The organism is Cupriavidus metallidurans CH34 (genome assembly GCF_000196015.1).
GTDB lineage: Bacteria > Pseudomonadota > Gammaproteobacteria > Burkholderiales > Burkholderiaceae > Cupriavidus > Cupriavidus metallidurans.
Map to the genome: position 1 here is coordinate 20,466 of NC_007974.2, position 16,367 is coordinate 36,832.

At 66.0% G+C, this 16,367-nt stretch carries 13 protein-coding genes; 12 read left to right on the forward strand and 1 reads right to left on the reverse strand.

Translation table 11 applies throughout. The features are described 5' to 3' along the window. Positions 1-147 precede the first annotated feature (147 nt). The 10 genes from RMET_RS18245 (at position 148) to RMET_RS18290 (ending at position 10,899) form a co-directional block, all read left to right on the forward strand. Complete coding sequence (locus RMET_RS18245) at positions 148-741, forward strand: response regulator transcription factor (protein ID WP_011518041.1); 594 nt, start codon at positions 148-150, stop codon at positions 739-741. Positions 742-836: 95 nt separating this feature from the next. Then, a complete protein-coding gene (locus RMET_RS18250; RefSeq protein WP_011518042.1) occupies positions 837-1,115 on the forward strand; it encodes a hypothetical protein in 279 nt (92 codons plus the stop codon). 353 nt (positions 1,116-1,468) lie between these two features. Then, complete coding sequence (locus RMET_RS18255) at positions 1,469-2,149, forward strand: phosphatase PAP2 family protein (RefSeq protein WP_011518043.1); 681 nt, start codon at positions 1,469-1,471, stop codon at positions 2,147-2,149. A gap of 112 nt (positions 2,150-2,261) precedes the next feature. Beyond that, complete coding sequence (locus RMET_RS18260; protein WP_011518045.1) at positions 2,262-3,668, forward strand: undecaprenyl-phosphate glucose phosphotransferase; 1,407 nt, start codon at positions 2,262-2,264, stop codon at positions 3,666-3,668. A 125-nt stretch (positions 3,669-3,793) separates the two neighbouring features. Beyond that, on the forward strand, positions 3,794-4,045 hold the full coding sequence (locus RMET_RS18265; protein WP_008650026.1) for an acyl carrier protein: 252 nt from the start codon (positions 3,794-3,796) through the stop codon (positions 4,043-4,045). Further along, entirely contained in the window at positions 4,042-5,244 is a 1,203-nt protein-coding gene (locus RMET_RS18270) for an acyl-CoA dehydrogenase family protein (RefSeq protein ID WP_011518046.1), read from the forward strand. Before RMET_RS18265 ends, RMET_RS18270 begins: the two co-directional genes overlap by 4 nt. A gap of 11 nt (positions 5,245-5,255) precedes the next feature. After that, a complete protein-coding gene (locus RMET_RS18275; RefSeq protein ID WP_011518047.1) occupies positions 5,256-6,221 on the forward strand; it encodes an amino acid--[acyl-carrier-protein] ligase in 966 nt (321 codons plus the stop codon). Beyond that, positions 6,222-7,205: a DUF1839 family protein gene (locus RMET_RS18280; protein ID WP_011518048.1), complete on the forward strand. Its 984-nt coding sequence runs from the start codon at positions 6,222-6,224 to the stop codon at positions 7,203-7,205. It begins immediately after the preceding gene. Next, on the forward strand, positions 7,202-9,772 hold the full coding sequence (locus RMET_RS18285; protein ID WP_011518049.1) for a glycosyl hydrolase 2 galactose-binding domain-containing protein: 2,571 nt from the start codon (positions 7,202-7,204) through the stop codon (positions 9,770-9,772). Before RMET_RS18280 ends, RMET_RS18285 begins: the two co-directional genes overlap by 4 nt. A gap of 398 nt (positions 9,773-10,170) precedes the next feature. Further along, on the forward strand, positions 10,171-10,899 hold the full coding sequence (locus tag RMET_RS18290) for a Crp/Fnr family transcriptional regulator (protein ID WP_008650019.1): 729 nt from the start codon (positions 10,171-10,173) through the stop codon (positions 10,897-10,899). Between the two features lie 80 nt (positions 10,900-10,979). Here RMET_RS18290 and RMET_RS18295 read toward each other — a convergent pair whose 3' ends face one another. After that, on the reverse strand, positions 10,980-12,032 hold the full coding sequence (locus tag RMET_RS18295; RefSeq protein ID WP_011518050.1) for a DUF1839 family protein: 1,053 nt from the start codon (positions 12,030-12,032) through the stop codon (positions 10,980-10,982). Positions 12,033-12,406: 374 nt separating this feature from the next. Between RMET_RS18295 and RMET_RS18300 the strand changes: the two genes are divergently transcribed. Both RMET_RS18300 and RMET_RS18305 read left to right on the forward strand, forming a co-directional pair. Continuing rightward, positions 12,407-13,903, forward strand: coding sequence for a mannose-1-phosphate guanylyltransferase/mannose-6-phosphate isomerase (locus RMET_RS18300; RefSeq protein ID WP_011518051.1), 1,497 nt, complete (start codon positions 12,407-12,409; stop codon positions 13,901-13,903). 70 nt (positions 13,904-13,973) lie between these two features. Beyond that, positions 13,974-16,307 (forward strand): polysaccharide biosynthesis tyrosine autokinase, encoded by a 2,334-nt coding sequence (locus RMET_RS18305; protein WP_035820283.1) that lies wholly within the window; start codon positions 13,974-13,976, stop codon positions 16,305-16,307. Positions 16,308-16,367 lie beyond the last annotated feature (60 nt).

Genomic DNA, 16,367 nt, shown 5'->3' on the forward strand with positions numbered 1-16,367 from the left:
TTGCCGCACCGGGCGCGCGCCCTCGGATCGTCCAGTTTCCGCCTTTCGCCGGCCTGCCCTCATCCAAAAGCATGAGGCGGCCGCAGGTGGTCGTTGCTACCTTGAAATGAGCCGACCACCGCATACCGGGCATCCCGCCAGCGCAACATGCTGCGCGACGATGCCGACGAGATGCTCATTAGTACTTCGATGACGACCTACCTGATCGCCAGAAACGAAATGATGTGCCGCATCCTCGCGCGGCGCATGGAGTTGCAGGACGTACCGCAGCCGGTGCGATGGCATTGCCCGGAATGGTTGCCCAACGGCGCCACAGCGCGCGTGTCGCAGCACACGATCGACAATCCCGATGAAGCCGAACCCTTGCCACCCGGCGGTGTGGATCTGGTCGTGGTCGATTGCAGCGCCGAGGATGACCCCCACGAACTGCTCGACCGCGTGCACGCGCAGCTGGCGCCGCGCCGCTGGCTTGTCCTGTCCGATGCGCTCGATGCCGCGCTGATCGGCCACGCCGCGAAGCTCGGCGCCGGCGGTTGCCAGGCTGTGCCCGCGCCGGTGGACCTTGTGTGCGCTGCCGCCGCGCTGGTATGGGCGGGCGGGCAATGCTTCCCCCGCGAAGCGTTGGCGATGTCGCACGTGAGGCCCGTGCCGCCGCCAGCAACCCTGGCGGATATCTCGTCCACGCCGGTACTACCACCCCACACAAGGGTATATCCAGAGGGATCTCCTGCGATCGGATGAAGGCAGGCGCGCGTCGATGCGACTATGCTGGATGTGCTCGTGATCAGAAGCCGGTGAGATGACAGGCCGGCCGCACGGGGGAAGAAGGGGGTCGTATGGATCGCAGTCTGGATATCCTGGCCGTGCATGGTTTCGCCGTGCGCGAGGGCCGGGGCAAGTGGGCATGTTGCTATGAGATACGGCTCGCCATCGTAGGCGGGCCGTTGTTGTATCGGGGAGAGCTGCACGGACGGAACTTTGCCACCGAGGAGGCTGCGATCATCGCGGCAGTCGAGATCGGCGAGCGCGAGGCCGGCCGGCACATCGATGCCGCACGCGCCATGATCGTCGCGCTGGCGCGCATCACCGACGGCGCTCACCACGAAATGTCCTGAACCCGGTCGCGGGGCGCTACGCCCCACGGTCACGCCGATCGTCGCGCCAAAAAAGAAGCCCGCCGACCGGGGGACCATGCGGGCTTTGAAATGGACGCTCGCGTGCGCGAACGCCCATTACTTACGAACATATCGAATCGCGCGGCGACACTCCATCAACCAGAAGACTCAGGGTGACGCGCGCGCCTGCGCGGCATCTCATCCTCGGGGGCGGAGAGCGTCGCCCATCTCATGCTTCGGGATGGAGACCCTGGCGTGCCCTTGCGCACAGAGGGGATGGATATGGACTGCTACGCTGCGGCATCCCAAGCAATTGGCAATCCGTACGTTGAACCGTACGAGGTCCGCGTGTCATGAGTCGTTGGCAACTCGTTTCCTTCTTCGGTGAATCGGCCTTTCTGCTGCCGTGCGCCGTCTTCCTGTATGCGTGGCTGCGGTGGCATGGCGCCAACGCCGTCGCGCGGCACTGGCTGATCGCGTTCTCGCTGACGGCCTGCCTCGTGCTGGTGTCGAAGCTCGCCTTCATGGGCTGGGGCATCGGCAGCGCCGCGCTCAACTTCACGGGCTTCTCCGGCCACGCGATGATGGCTGCGTCGATCCTGCCCGTGTTCGCATGCCTTGCCGTGCCGTCACGCTATCGAACCCTGAGCCTGCTGGCCGCCGTGGCCGGCGTGTTGCTGGCACTTGCCGTCGGCATGTCCCGGCTCGCGCTGCACGCGCATTCGATGTCCGAGGTGGTGAGCGGACTGGCGCTCGGCTTCTGCGTCAGCCTGCCATTCATCATGCGTCACGAGGTGCCGCACGGCCCGGTTGCGATGCTGCTGGCATCCGGTGTGCTGGCCACAGTGCTCGTGCTGCCGGTGAGTGGCGTGGCGGGCGTGACGCACATCTGGGTGCAGGGCATCGCCACCTTTCTTTCTGGCCGTGACCGCCCGTACGAGCGTGGCGAGTGGGCCTGGCAAGCGGACTGCCGCGTCTGCCAGATCAACGTCGCCGCACGGCCGGATTGCGCGACCCGGCGTTGCGCCTGCTGACGCCATCCAGGTCGCAGGCGCTCGAGGGGTTTGTGCGCCTGCCAACAGACGACGCGCCATACGTGCGCAACCATGACTGCACTTGGTTTCCCGCGAGGGCTTTGGGGCGGTCATGGCGTCGGAATGGAATGTTGCCGCCGAGCGGCACTCTGCACTTCACTATCTCTATCGACTCGGTGATGCGGTACTGATCGCGGTATGCGGCATCGCCATGGGCGCGCTGTATTTCCATGACGGCATCAGGAGCGCGGCACCCGTCAACGGGTTCCTGACGATGCTGTGCGCGCTCGGCGCGCTGCTGATCTTTCCTGCCTTCGGCATCTACGAATCATGGCGCGGCCGCAGTCGCGCCGTGCTGGGGTTGCGCATTGCCGCCGCATGGACCTTGGTGTTCATCTCCGGCCTGCTCGGTGCGTTCCTGATCCACCAGATCGGGGCGGTCTCACGCGTCTGGTCGATGGGCTGGTTCATTGGCACGGGCGTGATGCTGGCGCTGTCGCGGGTCGTGATGTTCCGGATGCTGGCCAACGTGCGCCAGCAGGGCATCAACGCCAAGCGCGTGCTGATCTTCGGCTACGGCCCGCTGGGCCGCGAAATGTACGATCGCGTGCAACACTTCCGCGATGCCGGCTATCGCGTCGTGGGCGTGTATGACGAGGAGTCCGACGCGATTCCGTACGACGTGACCCCGCTGCGCCAGATCGAGGAAGTCAGCGGCTTCGTGCGCGACCATGGCGTGCGCGAGATCTGGCTGACGCTGCCGATGGCCGCTTGCCGCGATCTGTCCGGCGTGGTGCGCCAGTTCCGCAATGAGATGATCGACATCCGCTGGGTGCCCGACGTGTCGTCCGTCGAGCTGCTGGGCCACCGCTTCAGCGAGTTCATGGGTCTGCCCGTCATCGACCTGAACAGTCCGCCCGTCTCGGGCATCACGGGCGTGGTCAAGGCCAGCTTCGATCGCGTGTTCTCGCTCGGTGTGCTGGTCTGCCTGAGCCCGTTGCTGTTGCTGATAGCCGCGATGGTCAAGCTGTCGTCGCCCGGTCCCGTGCTGTTCCGGCAGCAGCGCCTGGGCATCGACGGCCAGCCTTTCAACGTGTACAAGTTCCGCACCATGCGCCAGCACCAGGACGGCGGTGGCGTGACCCAGGCCGTGCGCGGTGATCCGCGCGTGACCCGCGTCGGCGCGTTCCTGCGCCGGACCAGCCTCGACGAGTTGCCGCAGTTCATCAACGTGCTGCGCGGCGAGATGTCAGTGGTCGGCCCGCGTCCGCACGCGATGGAGCATAACGAGCTCTACAAGGAACTGATCGACCGCTACATGCTGCGCCACCGCGTGAAGCCCGGCATCACCGGCTGGGCCCAGATCAACGGTCTGCGTGGCCAGACGGACACGGTCGAGAAGATGCGCAAGCGCATCGAGTTCGACATCTACTACATCCAGCACTGGTCGTTCCAGCTCGACCTTCGGATCATCCTGCGCACCGCGCTGCATGGCTGGACCGGCACCACGGCTTACTGAACCAACAATAAAGAGACCCACTGAGGGGTAGACGCCGCCGCGCGCTCGGTTTGGTGCGAAATCGCACCGAAACGACCACGCAAAACCCATGGAATGGAGCCCGTCAACGCAATCGGAGACTACGAATGAAAGCAACCATCCGCAATATTCTGGGCGAAGTGGCCCGGCTAGATGTACCGCTGGCCACCCTGGCTGACAACGACGATCTCTACGCGGCGGGACTCTCGTCCCTGGCCACCGTGCATGTGATGTTGGCGCTGGAAAACGCGTTCGATATCGAGATCCCGGATCAGATGCTGACGCGCCAGCTATTCCGCAGCGTTGACTCGCTGGCGGCCGCGGTGGAAGCCATTCGCCAGCAGCAGGAGGCAGCATGAACACCGGAGCGAAGGTTACGCTGGCGCACGCCAACCCCGACGCTGGCGGCGCGATGGCCAGCGATGCATTGCTGGCCGCCGCGCGCGAGGCCGCAATGGTCGCGCAGCGCTTTGCCGACGCCGTGGACCAGGAAGCGCGTTTTCCGCACGAAGCGTTCGAAGTCCTGCGCGACCAGGGTCTGCTCGGCGCGATGGTGCCGGCCGTGCTCGGCGGCAGCGGCGCATCGCTGGCCACGGTGGCCGCGATCTGCAAGGTGCTGGGCGAGACCTGTGCGTCCACCGGCATGATCTATGCGATGCACCAGATCCAGGTGGCGTGCCTGCTCGATCACGGCACCGGCAGTCCGTGGCATCAGCACCTGCTGGCACGCATCGCCAGCGAGCAATTGCTGCTGGCGTCCGCCACGTCCGAAGAGGCGATCGGTGGCGCGCTGCGTAGCAGCGGCTGCGCCGTCAACGTGGATGGCGACCGCTTCCACCTGCTGAAGATGGCGCCGACGATTTCCTATGGCGCCCACGCCGACGGCATCCTGATTACCGCGCGCCGCAATGCGGATGCCTCGCCGTCCGATCAGGTGCTGGTCTGCGCGCTGAAGTCCGACTACACGCTGCAAGGCCTGAATGCGTGGGACACGCTCGGCATGCGCGGCACCTGCAGCAATGGCTTCCGGCTGGAAGCCACCGGCCAGGTGGATCAGGTGCTGCCGGTGCCGTTCGGCGAGATCGCTGACGCCACCATGACACCGGTCTCCCACATTCTTTGGAGCTCGCTGTGGCTCGGCATCGCCAGCGATGCCGTATCGCGCGCCAAGACCTTCTTCCAGGGACAGGCACGCGCGCGTCCGGGCCAGTTGCCGCCGTCCGCATCGCGTGTGTCCGAAGCCGTCAGCCTGCTGCAGATGATGGAAGGCCGCGTGGATCTGGCGCTGGCGCATCAGCGCAGCCGCCATGCGGGCGCTTCGGTATCCGCCGCATTCGCGCTGGCGGCCGAGATGAACGGTCTGAAGACGGCGATGTCGACGATGGCACTGGAAGTCGTGCAGCAGGCGCTGCTGGTGTGCGGGATGGCGGGCTACAAGCATGGCACGCCATTCAGCCTGGGACGCCACCTGCGCGATCTGTGGTCGGCGCCGCTGATGATCAACAACGATCGCATTCAGACCAATACAGCGAACCTGCTGCTGGCCGATCGTTCCTGAAGGAGGCATCCATGGATGCACACACTCTTACCGAGGCACGTCCGGCAGGTGGCGCGGACCCAATGGCCGCGCAACCGCCAACGTTCCTCGAATCGCTGCTGGCAGCGGGGCTGCTGATCCAGACTGGCGTGCGTGGCCTCTACGGCCGCAGTGCCGTGTTCGAAGGCATCGCCGACGGCCTGAATGCCGCGTTCACGCGGATCGGCGCGGACCAGAACGCCGAAGTGCTGCGCTTCCCGCCAGCGATCGGCAAGGATGATTTCGAAACCAGCGAGTACCTCAAGAGCTTTCCGCAGCTTGCCGGCACGATCCACAGCTTCTGCGGCGACGATCGCGGGCATCGACAACTGCTGGCGCGGCTCGAGGACAAGCAGGACTGGACCGATCAGCAGCAGTTCACGGGCGTGGTGATGACGCCCGCCGCCTGCTACCCGATCTATCCCGTCATCGGCAAGCGCGGCCCGCTGCCCGCCGAGGGCAAGATCGTCGACGTGATGTCGTACTGCTATCGGCACGAACCGTCGCTGGAGCCTACCCGGATGCAGTTATTCCGGCAGCGCGAGTACGTTTGCCTGGGGTCCCCCGAGCGGATCGTGGCGTTCCGCGAGTTGTGGATGGAGCGTGGGCTGGCGTTCGGTCGGGCCCTGCAGCTTCCGGTGGAAGTCGACGTGGCCAATGACCCGTTCTTCGGGCGCGGCGGCAAGATCGTGGCCGACAGCCAGCGCGAGCTGAAACTCAAGTTCGAACTGCTGATCCCGGTGAACGACGGCGCGCCGCCGACGGCCTGCATGAGCTTCAATTACCACATGGATCACTTCGGCGCGCTCTGGCATATCGGACTGCACGACGGTGGCGTCGCCCACACGGGTTGCGTCGGTTTCGGTATCGAACGGCTGGTGCTGGCGCTCCTGAAGCACCATGGACTTGACCCAGCCAGGTGGCCTCAGGCAGTAAGGGAAACGCTGGGAGGCATCTAAATGTACGGTGATGGCAAGGTGCGCACGCGCGGCGGAGCCTATGCGCTGCACGGGGGTAACCCCGTGTGGTCGCATGCCAACCGCCACATCGATCTCTGGATCGAGTTGTTGCATGGATGGGAGCTGGAGCCCATCGCCGCATTGCCATTTACGGTCACCCTCGATTTCGAGGGTGACCAGTTCACATCGCTGAATATTCCGTCAGCGGACCTCGAGCTGCTCTACGGCATCGTCAAGGACGAATTGTCGACCTACGGCAGACTCGAAACGCATGTGGCCGCGCAGACCAATCGCGGCAACGTGGTGCTGCTCGAGGTCGATAACTATCAACTGCCGCAGTCGCCCGGCGCATATCGTCGGCAGCACGCGCGGTCCTGCATTGCGATCGACGTGCTGGTGCCCGAGGCCACGGCCGTGGGCTACTACCATCACGACGGCTATCACACCGCGAGCGGCGACGACTACGTGTCGATCTTTCGCAGCCTTGATGGTGAGTCTTCCTGGGGCGCCGCGTCGTTTCCGCAGGCGGAGGTTGTGCGCCGCCGCTTTGCCGCGCAGGCGGAGGATGCCTTGCTGCGGGCGTCGATGGACCTGCTGCGCAGCCATCTGGCCCGCCGTCCGCGCCAGAATCCGATCAAGGCTTTCCGCGAGGCATTTCCGGCACACCTCGAGCAACTGATGTCGCGCGGCGAGCCCAACTTCCAGATCTACGCCGCGAGCGTGCTGCGCCAGCTCGGCGCCAATTTCGAGCTGATGGGCCGCTACGTGCGCTGGCTCGTGATGAACGGAAAGGTGGTGCCAGATACGGTGGCCGAAGCCTGCTACACGATGGCGTCGGAAGCTATGGTGATGCAGTTCCGCCTGATGCGCGCCGTGATCAGCCACAAGCCCGACGGATGCCAGGATTGCCTGGCACAGCTCGAGGCAGCTTACCAGGGCACCGTGCCGGCATTGGCCGCGTGCTTCGGGGAGACCGTCTCATGACTGCGCGCGATCCGGAGCCGGCTCTGCTGCCGGTATTGCGCCCGGGTGTAGCCGTGGGCGATGCGCGGCTTGAAGGCGACTGGACCCTGCTGGAAACCTTCGCGAACGCGGTCGCGCATCCGGGCGAGCTCGATGATGGCGGTCACTGGCTGCCGGCACCGGTGCCGGGTACCGTCGCGAGCGCCTTGCGTGCCGCAGGCCGCTGGGATGAGGCTGCGCCGCCGCCACTGCATCAGCATGACTACTGGTACAAGCTTCGATTCCAGGGCGACGGACGCCGGCTGCTGCGCTTCAATGGTCTGGCGACATTGGCCGAGGTCTGGTTCAACGGCACGAAGGTGCTGACCGTGCGGCACATGTTCACCGCCCACCAGGTGGAAGTGGAACTGGCCGGCGACAACGTGCTGCACCTTTGCTTCCGCGCGATGCACCCGTGGCTGCGCACGCAGCGCGGGCCGGTGCGTTGGAAGCCGCGCATGATCGTGCCGCCGACGCTGCGTGCGGTACGCACCACGCTGCTTGGTCATATGCCCGGCTGGTGCCCGCCCGTTCATGCGGTGGGGCCATGGCGCGACATCGAACTGCTCGACCCGATGGGCGCCGATGTCACACACGGCGTGCGCGCCGAGTTGTCGAGTCATCTGGATGGTGATGACGGCGTCGTGGTGCTTCAGTTGCACTTTCCGGGTCCGGCGCCAGAGCAGGGAACGTTCGCGGCCATCGGCCCCGACCACGCAGTGTGGCAAGGCGAACTGCGCCGCGTCGGCGGGCATACGCTTGCGGGCACGCTGCGCGTGGCGCAGGCGCAGCGCTGGTGGCCGCATACGCATGGTGAACCCGCCCTGTACCGCGTCGAGGCGAGTATCGGCGCGCTTGGGATCGCGTGTGGGCATACTGGCTTCCGCACGATTACCGAGGACCGCTCCGGCGACGACGGCGCGTTCGCGCTGCGCGTCAATGGCGAGCGCGTGTTCTGCCGTGGCGCCTGTGTGTCGAGTCACGATCTTCCGGGGCTGGCGGATACGGACGCGTCCGTGGCACGCTGGCTGCAACTCGCGCGCGATGCCGGGGCCAATATGGTTCGCGTCAGTGGCGTCACCTGCTATCCGGGAGAGGCGTTCTATCGCCAGTGCGATGCGCTCGGCCTGATGGTCTGGCAGGACTTCATGTTCGCCAACTTCGACTATGGCAGCGAGTCCAGCGCCAGCCCGGCGCTGATGGCCGATGCCGCGGGCGAAGTGGCGCAGTGGCTGACGTCCACGCGGGCGCACGCCAGTCTGGCGGTGCTGTGCGGCGGCAGCGAGGCGGAACAGCAGGCCGCGATGATGGGAACGCCGCGCAACGTGTGGCGCCAGCCCTTGTTCGACGAACTGATTCCGTCGCTCGTACGCGAGCATCGACCCGACGTGATCTACGTGCGTAATTCGCCGAGCGAGGGCGCGTGGCCGTTCCAGCCCGATACGGGTGTCAGTCACTACTACGGCGTGGGCGCCTATCAGCGCCCGTTGTCCGATGCGCGGATGGCCAACGTCCGTTTCACCTCGGAATGCCTGGCCTTTGCGAACGTGCCGTGCGGGCGCACACTTTCCGAGGCGGGCCTGTTCCAACCGCTGCATGATCCCCGCTGGAAGGCACGTGTACCGCGCGACGCGGGCGCGGCGTGGGACTTCGAGGACATCCGCGATTTCTATCTGCGCGATCTGTTCGATGTCGATCCACCCCGGCTGCGCTACGAGCAACCGGAACGATACCTGGCGCTGTCGCGCGCGGTAGTGGCCGAGATCATGACGGAGGTCTTCGGCGAATGGCGCCGTGCGGGGTCCACGTGCCAGGGCGGACTGGTGTGGCAGTTGCAGGATCTGGTGCCAGGCGCCGGATGGGGCATCGTCGATGCGCGCGCGAGGCCGAAGTCCGCATGGCATGCGTTGCGCCAGGTATGGCAGCCGCTGCAGGTCATCCTGACGGATGAAGGGTTGAATGGTCTGCACGCGCACGTGATCAACGAATCCGCCACGCCTCGCACCGTATGTTTGACACTGCGCTGCCTGCGCGATGGCGAGGCGGTGGCGGCACGGGCGGAGCAAACGCTCACATTGGCACCACGCGAGACACGCAGGCTGGGCGCGGCGGAGATGTTCGATCATTTCTTCGATTTCACCTACGCCTACCGGTTTGGCCCGCCTGCGCACGACGTGGTCATTGCCACGCTACACACAATGGATGAGGACAACGGGTTGCTCAATCAGCCACCCGGTCCGCCGCTCAGTCAGTCGGTGTACCTCCCCGATCGCCGCGCCGCCGCGCTGCGCGAGCCGGGGCTGCAGGCCAGCGTGGCGCGCGAAGGCGACCAATGGTGGCTCACGGTGGGCACGCGGCGCTTCGCGCGATGGGTTCATATCGTGGACCATGCCATGCAGCCTGAGACCGACTGGTTCCACCTTGGCCCGGGTGAAACGCGGCGCATCCGCCTGATGCATGACGCTGGCGTCACCAGCGGCGCCAGCGCCATCCCTTCGGGCGAAGTTTCGGCACTCAATGCTTCCCGCCCGGTCAGCTACGACGGCTGATCTCAACCTCCTTCATCCCACTTCAACCTTTCCCGCCAGCCCAACGCTGGCGCGGCGGGCGCATCTGGCACCGGCTGCGCCCCGCGCGGGTGATGCCTATGCGTACACCTTGCACCTCCACCGTTTTCCTCCATCCAACCTACCAAAGCATGACTGGCCGACCCAACCGTTCGCCTACTGTCGGTTCTGTGCGGCATAGCACTTAATAGAGCCAGCAACAACACAGCCAGTCGGGGTCGAACCCCGGCGGAGAAAACGGGTGGCGGCCCCAGGGCTGCCGGCTTGCGCCATCAATCGAATACGGGTGGAGCGGCGAAACCGGGTCACGTATCCTGGGCGCTTGGATTGGCGCGGGATGCGTTCCGAAGCCGCTTCGGGATCAGAAGGAGGAATTAGAAATGATCACGCATCGGTCGGACTTGCATGTCAATCACTTGCTCAACGCATTGCCGCGCCATGAATGGGAGGCGTTGTCGAGGCACTTCGAGCTGGTTCGCCTGCGTGCCGGCGAACTGCTGACCGACTCGGGTCAGCGAATCGTCCACGTCTATTTTCCGACCACGTCGGTGGTCTCGCTGCTGTCACTGCTGGAAGACGGCGCTACCGTCGAATTCGCGGCCGTCGGCAACGAGGGGCTGGTGGGCATTCCAGTGGTGACCGGTGGCGACACGATGCCGAGTCGCGTGGAAGTGCGCAGCCCGGGTTTCGCGTACCGGATTCCGGCCCGTGTGCTGCGTTCGGAACTGGGCCAGCTGCCCGCGCTGCAGCGCGTGACGCTGCTCTATGTGCAGGCTGTGTTGACGCAGATTGCGCAGACCGCAGCGTGCAACCGCCACCACTCGCTCAACAAGCAGCTTTGCCGCTGGTTGCTGCTGGCCATCGACCGCATGAGTACCAATGAACTGGTGATCACGCAGCAGGTCATCGCCAACATGCTCGGCGTGCGCCGCGAAGGTGTGACCGAAGCCGCCGGCAAGCTCGAGGACCTTGGACTGATCCACCATAGCCGCGGCCATATCACCGTGCTGGACCGCTGCGGCCTGGAGAAGCACTCATGCGAGTGCTACAAGCTGGTCAAGCGCGAGTACGACCGCCTGCTGCCCGCGCTGGCCGACGTGCACGCCTGATACATCGCCTCGGGATGGGGATGGAGCAGGGGAGAGGGCCGCCGCGCCAGGCGTGTCGGCCCTCTTTCACGACAAGGGGTTCAGGAATGCGCCGGATCGATGCTGCCGAACGATTGCAGCAGCCCGTCGATGACCTCCGAGTGGGCGGCCTCCAGCGTGTCCAGTGTCTCCGCGCACAGGTCTGGGCGGCCACGCGCCACGGCGCGCGCGAGCCGGAACTGCAATACCTTGCACTCCGACGCGATCGTCGCCGCGCCACGGATCGCCGATGCCGGCACGCGATAGCCGTGCTCGCCGAGCCAGGTCAGGCAGTGGCCCAGCATCTCGAAGTTCGCGCCGAGTTGGCGCGGCAGGTTGAATCCATAGTGATGAAAATAAGCATCGCCACGGGCCAACACGTTGCCGACCTGATCGCCGAACGCCTCGCGCCAGCGCGATACGGGGTTGTGCGCCGGACGCCGGCCCAGATGCCGGCGCATCTGCACGGCCACGGCATTCGCCAACGCCGCGCCCTGCAGCGGCGTCCGCACGCGCTTGGCGCATTCGGCGTACGGAAACAGCACGTCCCCGTTGTCGCGCAGGGCAGGATCGAGCCGCAGCAACCCGCGATAGTCCTCGCCCTCGGCGGTGTAGTAGCCCACGCTGTGGTAGTACGAGAGCCGCTGGGCCGCCGTGTCGATGCGGTCGACGGCGATCGTGGTCTTCACGTGCCCGCGACGGTACGCCGTGGCGCGGGTATCGGGCAGGTAATAGCTGTCGACTTCGACCAGCACGGTATGGCCGCGTCCGACCTGTTCGGCGACGTGTGCCTCCAGCGTGTCGTAGACGGCCATCTCCTGCACGACCGTGCCGTAAAGCTGCTCGATATCGGCCTGCGGATATTTGAAGAACGTGAAGTGGTCGCCTTCGAAGTCCTGGGTAACCGTGAACGCCAGCGCGGCGCGCGGGTCCAGTCCCCAGCCGTAGAGCAGTTCGATCCACAGGTCCATGTAGCAGTTGGTTTCCTGCCAGATCGCGTCTTCGCCGTGCAGGCCGCCCGGCCGCGTGTTCGCGGGGGCGATAGCTGCCGCAGAGTCCGCTCCGCCGCCGCACCCCGCGAGCGTCCCCAGGACAGTTTCAGTACCGCGCTCCATGTCGATTCTCCGCAAGGTTCGAATGCCTGTTGTGCTTTGCCCGCCGTGGCCGGCAAGGGCGCAATCAGCGCTATTGCAGCGACAACGCGCGCGCGCATCGGTACGCTGGGCCACAGAACGGCAAGATGCGCGGTCTTGCCGCACGGCCCCGCCGGCGAGCGTGTGCGGAATCGAACAGAGATGGCGCGGGCTGAATTTCTACACTGGCGGCATCCGTCCGGACAGCGGTCCGGAACTATCTTGCGAACCTATTTCTGCGTAGAGGCGGGGGCATGATGAGAGTGCGAAGCCGGGAGAGGAAGATCCTGCCACCTGTCATGGTGCAGGCGCAGGTAGAGGCGCCAGCGGTGTTGGCGCCGGGACGGGCAACCTCCATGCCTGTGATCCAGCCTGTGAAGCGGCCAGTGATTCAGCCAGTCATCCTTGCGGGCGGCGCCGGCACGCGGCTCTGGCCGCTGTCGCGTGAGCAGTATCCCAAACAGCTGCTCAACCTGGTGGCCAACGATACGTTGCTGGAAGCCACGGCGGCCCGCCTGGAAGGCGTTGCCGCGCGCACTGGCCGTCCGGCCGGTGTCGAGGCGCCGCAGATCGTCGTATGCGGCGAAGAGCATCGCTTCATGGTCGCCGACATGCTCAAGCGCAAGGGCAAGCGCGCGCGTGTCGTTTCGGAGCCGTGCGGCCGCAATACCGCGCCCGCGCTGACCATGGCTGCGCTGCACGCGATGGCTTCGGCTGGCGAAGGTGGCGATGCCGTGCTGGTGGCCACGCCGGCTGATCACAGCGTGACCGATAGCGATGCCTTCCGTGATGCCATTGCCGCCGCTGTACTGCACGCGGAGCGCGGCGCGATCGTCACGCTGGGCGTGCGTCCCACCGCGCCGGAAACAGGCTTCGGCTACATCCGCGCCGCCGTGCCGGTGCCGCCGGGCGGGTTCCTGATCGAGCGGTTCGTCGAGAAGCCACACCTGGAACTTGCGCAGCACTACGTCGACTCGGGCGAGTACTGGTGGAACTGCGGCATCTTTGTCGTGCTGGCATCGGTATGGCTCAAGGCCGTGATGCAGCTCCAGCCAGAGATGCACGCCCGTTGCTGCGCGGCCTACGAGACGGGCCAGCCCAGTGAAAGCGGCAAGGATGATGTATTCCGGATCGGACAAGAGGCGTTCGACACTTGCCCGTCGGATTCGATCGACTACGCGGTGATGGAAAAGCTCGACGGGCTGCGCGGTATCCCCGGCATGCTCGTGCCGATGGATGCCGGATGGTCGGACGTGGGCTCGTGGGCGGCCATCTGGGATATCGCCACGAAGGACAACGCCGGCAATGCTGGCCGTGGCCGCGTGTTGTTCGACGGCGCGAGTTCGTGCCTGGCCCATTCGGAGGGCCGGCTGATCGCGTGCGTGGGCGTGCAGGACGTGGTGGTGGTGGAAACCGCCGATGCGGTGCTTGTGGTCGACAAGCACCACGTGCAGGACGTCAAGAACGTGGTGCAGCGGCTGCGCCAGGAGCATGGCGCGGAGATCGTCAATCACCGCAAGGTACACCGGCCGTGGGGATGCTACGACTCCATCGACCATGGCGACCGCTTCCAGGTCAAGCGGATCGTCGTCGAGCCCGGCGCGAGCCTTTCCCTGCAGATGCACTACCACCGCGCGGAGCATTGGGTCGTCGTGCGCGGCACCGCGCGGGTGACCTGCGGCGAGACCACCAGCATTCTTACCGAAAACCAGTCGACCTATATCCCGATCGGCACGCTGCATCGACTCGAGAATCCCGGCAAGACGCCGCTGGAAATCATCGAGGTGCAGTCGGGCGCGTATCTGGGGGAGGACGACATCGTCAGAGTCGAGGACAACTACGGACGCAAGTAGTCCCGCAGCCTCCGGTGCGCCATGGCCACCGGGAGCCAGCCAGGCGTCAGGGGAGTATTACGTGAGCACCATGTCATCTGCCGGCGCGATGCCGGCGCCAGGGAGCAGCGCCACGCGCAAGGGGGGGCGCCATTTGCGCGCATGGATGGACCATGCTGGCTGGATTGTCGCGGCTGGCGTCATTGGTGCCACGATTGCCGCGATGATCGGCATTTCCCGTCCCAATCTCTACGATGCCCACACGCTCGTGCAGATCTATCAGAAGGGTGACGGCTCGGGCACCACGCAGCGCACCGAACCGTTCGACGTGGGGATGCTGCGCAGCCGCGCCGTGGTCGGCCCGGTGGTGGAGCGCCTGCGCCTGTACATCTCCGTCGAGCCGCTGCGCGCGCCATTGCTGGGCGGCGTGGCCGCGCACTTCGCGCAGGCGGGCAAGCTCCGGGGACCGTGGCCGGAGCGGCTCGGTTACGCGTGGGGCGGCGAGCGGGTCGACATCCGCACCCTGGACGTGCCGGAGCGCCTGCTCAACGTGCCAATGACGCTCGAAGTGTTGCCTGGGGATGCCTATCGCCTGACGCTCGACGGCGAGCTCGTGACCGATGGCAAGATCGGCAGCCGTGTCGAAGAGAATGGCGTGTCCATCCTGGTGTCGCGCATCGACGCGCGCGCGGGCACGCGATTCACTGTCACACGGCACGACACGGCGCAGACGATCGATACCGTGGCGCGTGAACTGCGCATCGGCAGCGATGGCAGCGATACCAGCACGGTACGCATCGCGTGGCAGAGCAGTGACCGCACCGCGGTAGCCGCGCTGATCAACGGCATCGCCGATTCCTACATTACCGGACAGGCCGAGACGCGCCGCGACGAGGCAGCCTCCACGCTGGCCTTCCTGAGCGGCGAACTGCCGCGTGTCAAGGACGAGCTCGAACGCGCCGAGGCGGCGCTCACGCGCTACCGCTCGCGCACGGGATCGATGCAGCCGAGCCAGGACGCCCAGTCGTACCTGAACAGCAGCATCGATTACCAGAAGCAGATCGCCCAGCTCAAGCTCGACCGCACCAAGCTGCTGCAGCGCTTTACGGAAGAGTCGAACGAAGTACGAACGATGGACAGCCAGATCCAGCAGCTCACGCGGGACCGCAAGGAGCTGGATACCCGGATGCAGACGCTGTCGGTCTCCGAGCGCGAGTCCGTGGCCCTGACGCGTGACGTCAAGGTGGCCGAGGACATGTACATGTCCTTGCGCAACCGGCTCGAACAGCTCTCGCTGGCCAAGCTCGACAGCACCCGGCAGACCCGCGTGGTCGACATCGCGCTGACACCGGTCTCGCCAATCGGCGTGGGCACCGCGCCGCTCACGATGGGCGGCGGGTTGCTGGGCATCTGCCTGGCGATGTGCGTGGTCTCGGTGCGCCAGCGCATGAAGCCGGCCGTGGCCACCGCCAATGATGCCGAGGAGACGCTTGGCCTGGCCATGCTCGGGGATGTCGCGTACAGCCGCGAACAGGTGGAACTGGAGCGGCTGCTGACGGCGAAGGACCAGGATATCGGGACAATGCTGGCGCTGCAGGCGCCGGAGCCCGGGCGCCAGGTCGCGCAGGCGTTGCCGCATGGGGCCGGCGATGCCGAGCCGGGTCATTGGGGTTTGCATGATCAATACCTGCTGGCCCGCAACGCGCCGCATTCGATGGCCGTGGAGGGCCTGCGCAGCGTGCGCGCGGCACTGCATTTCCTGCGTCGCGAGGGCAGCAACAAGGTGGTGGCCGTGACCAGCCCCACCGCAGGGGCGGGCAAGACGTTTGTCTCGGTCAACCTGGCTGTGCTGTTCGCCGAAGCGGGCCAGCGCGTGTTGCTCGTCGATGCCGACCTGCGCCGAGGGCGGGTGTCGAGCTGGTTCGGCCAGCCGGCGGGTCCGGGTATGGCCGAAGTGCTGGCCGGCCGCGCCACGCTGGTCGACGCGGCACGGCCAACCGTCGTCAATGGGCTGTCGATCCTGCCTGCCGGCGCGCCGCCTACGAACCCGTCGGAACTGCTTATGCGTCCTGCCTTTGCGGATTGCCTGCGTGCTGGTGCGGAGCGCTTCGACCTCGTCCTGATCGATACCCCGCCCGTTCTGGCGGTGGCGGATGCCATGCTCGTCGCCAATGTCGTGGGCGCGACGTTGCTCGTGCTGCGGGCCGATTCGACGCTGCCGTCGCAGGTCGAGGAAACCATCAAGCGCCTGACCCGCGCCGGGGCCAGTCTCTCGGGCGGCATTCTCAACGGCGTGATGCCGAAGCGCAGCAACCGCGTCGGCTTCGGCACCATGAATCCCTATCTCGGCATGCCCACGGTCATGCCAGCGGTCCGGCAGATTGCCCACGTCCCTGCCGTGGAAGACAAGACAACAACGAGCTGACGGGCCTGGCCCGGCGGGGTGCGTACCCGTTTCTGCGGACGCCGGTCTGGGCGACATCGC

What these genes read in the sequence shown, in the direction of transcription:
- RMET_RS18280 (WP_011518048.1), top strand. Translation starts at nt 6,222, where the DNA reads ATGTACGGTGATGGCAAGGTGCGCACGCGCGGCGGAGCCTATGCGCTG.
- RMET_RS18285 (WP_011518049.1), top strand. Translation starts at nt 7,202, where the DNA reads ATGACTGCGCGCGATCCGGAGCCGGCTCTGCTGCCGGTATTGCGCCCG.
- RMET_RS18305 (WP_035820283.1), top strand. Translation starts at nt 13,974, where the DNA reads ATGTCATCTGCCGGCGCGATGCCGGCGCCAGGGAGCAGCGCCACGCGC.
- RMET_RS18245 (WP_011518041.1), top strand. Translation starts at nt 148, where the DNA reads ATGCTGCGCGACGATGCCGACGAGATGCTCATTAGTACTTCGATGACG.
- RMET_RS18275 (WP_011518047.1), top strand. Translation starts at nt 5,256, where the DNA reads ATGGATGCACACACTCTTACCGAGGCACGTCCGGCAGGTGGCGCGGAC.
- RMET_RS18260 (WP_011518045.1), top strand. Translation starts at nt 2,262, where the DNA reads ATGGCGTCGGAATGGAATGTTGCCGCCGAGCGGCACTCTGCACTTCAC.
- RMET_RS18250 (WP_011518042.1), top strand. Translation starts at nt 837, where the DNA reads ATGGATCGCAGTCTGGATATCCTGGCCGTGCATGGTTTCGCCGTGCGC.
- RMET_RS18295 (WP_011518050.1), bottom strand. Translation starts at nt 12,032, where the DNA reads ATGGAGCGCGGTACTGAAACTGTCCTGGGGACGCTCGCGGGGTGCGGC.
- RMET_RS18290 (WP_008650019.1), top strand. Translation starts at nt 10,171, where the DNA reads ATGATCACGCATCGGTCGGACTTGCATGTCAATCACTTGCTCAACGCA.
- RMET_RS18265 (WP_008650026.1), top strand. Translation starts at nt 3,794, where the DNA reads ATGAAAGCAACCATCCGCAATATTCTGGGCGAAGTGGCCCGGCTAGAT.
- RMET_RS18300 (WP_011518051.1), top strand. Translation starts at nt 12,407, where the DNA reads ATGCCTGTGATCCAGCCTGTGAAGCGGCCAGTGATTCAGCCAGTCATC.
- RMET_RS18255 (WP_011518043.1), top strand. Translation starts at nt 1,469, where the DNA reads ATGAGTCGTTGGCAACTCGTTTCCTTCTTCGGTGAATCGGCCTTTCTG.
- RMET_RS18270 (WP_011518046.1), top strand. Translation starts at nt 4,042, where the DNA reads ATGAACACCGGAGCGAAGGTTACGCTGGCGCACGCCAACCCCGACGCT.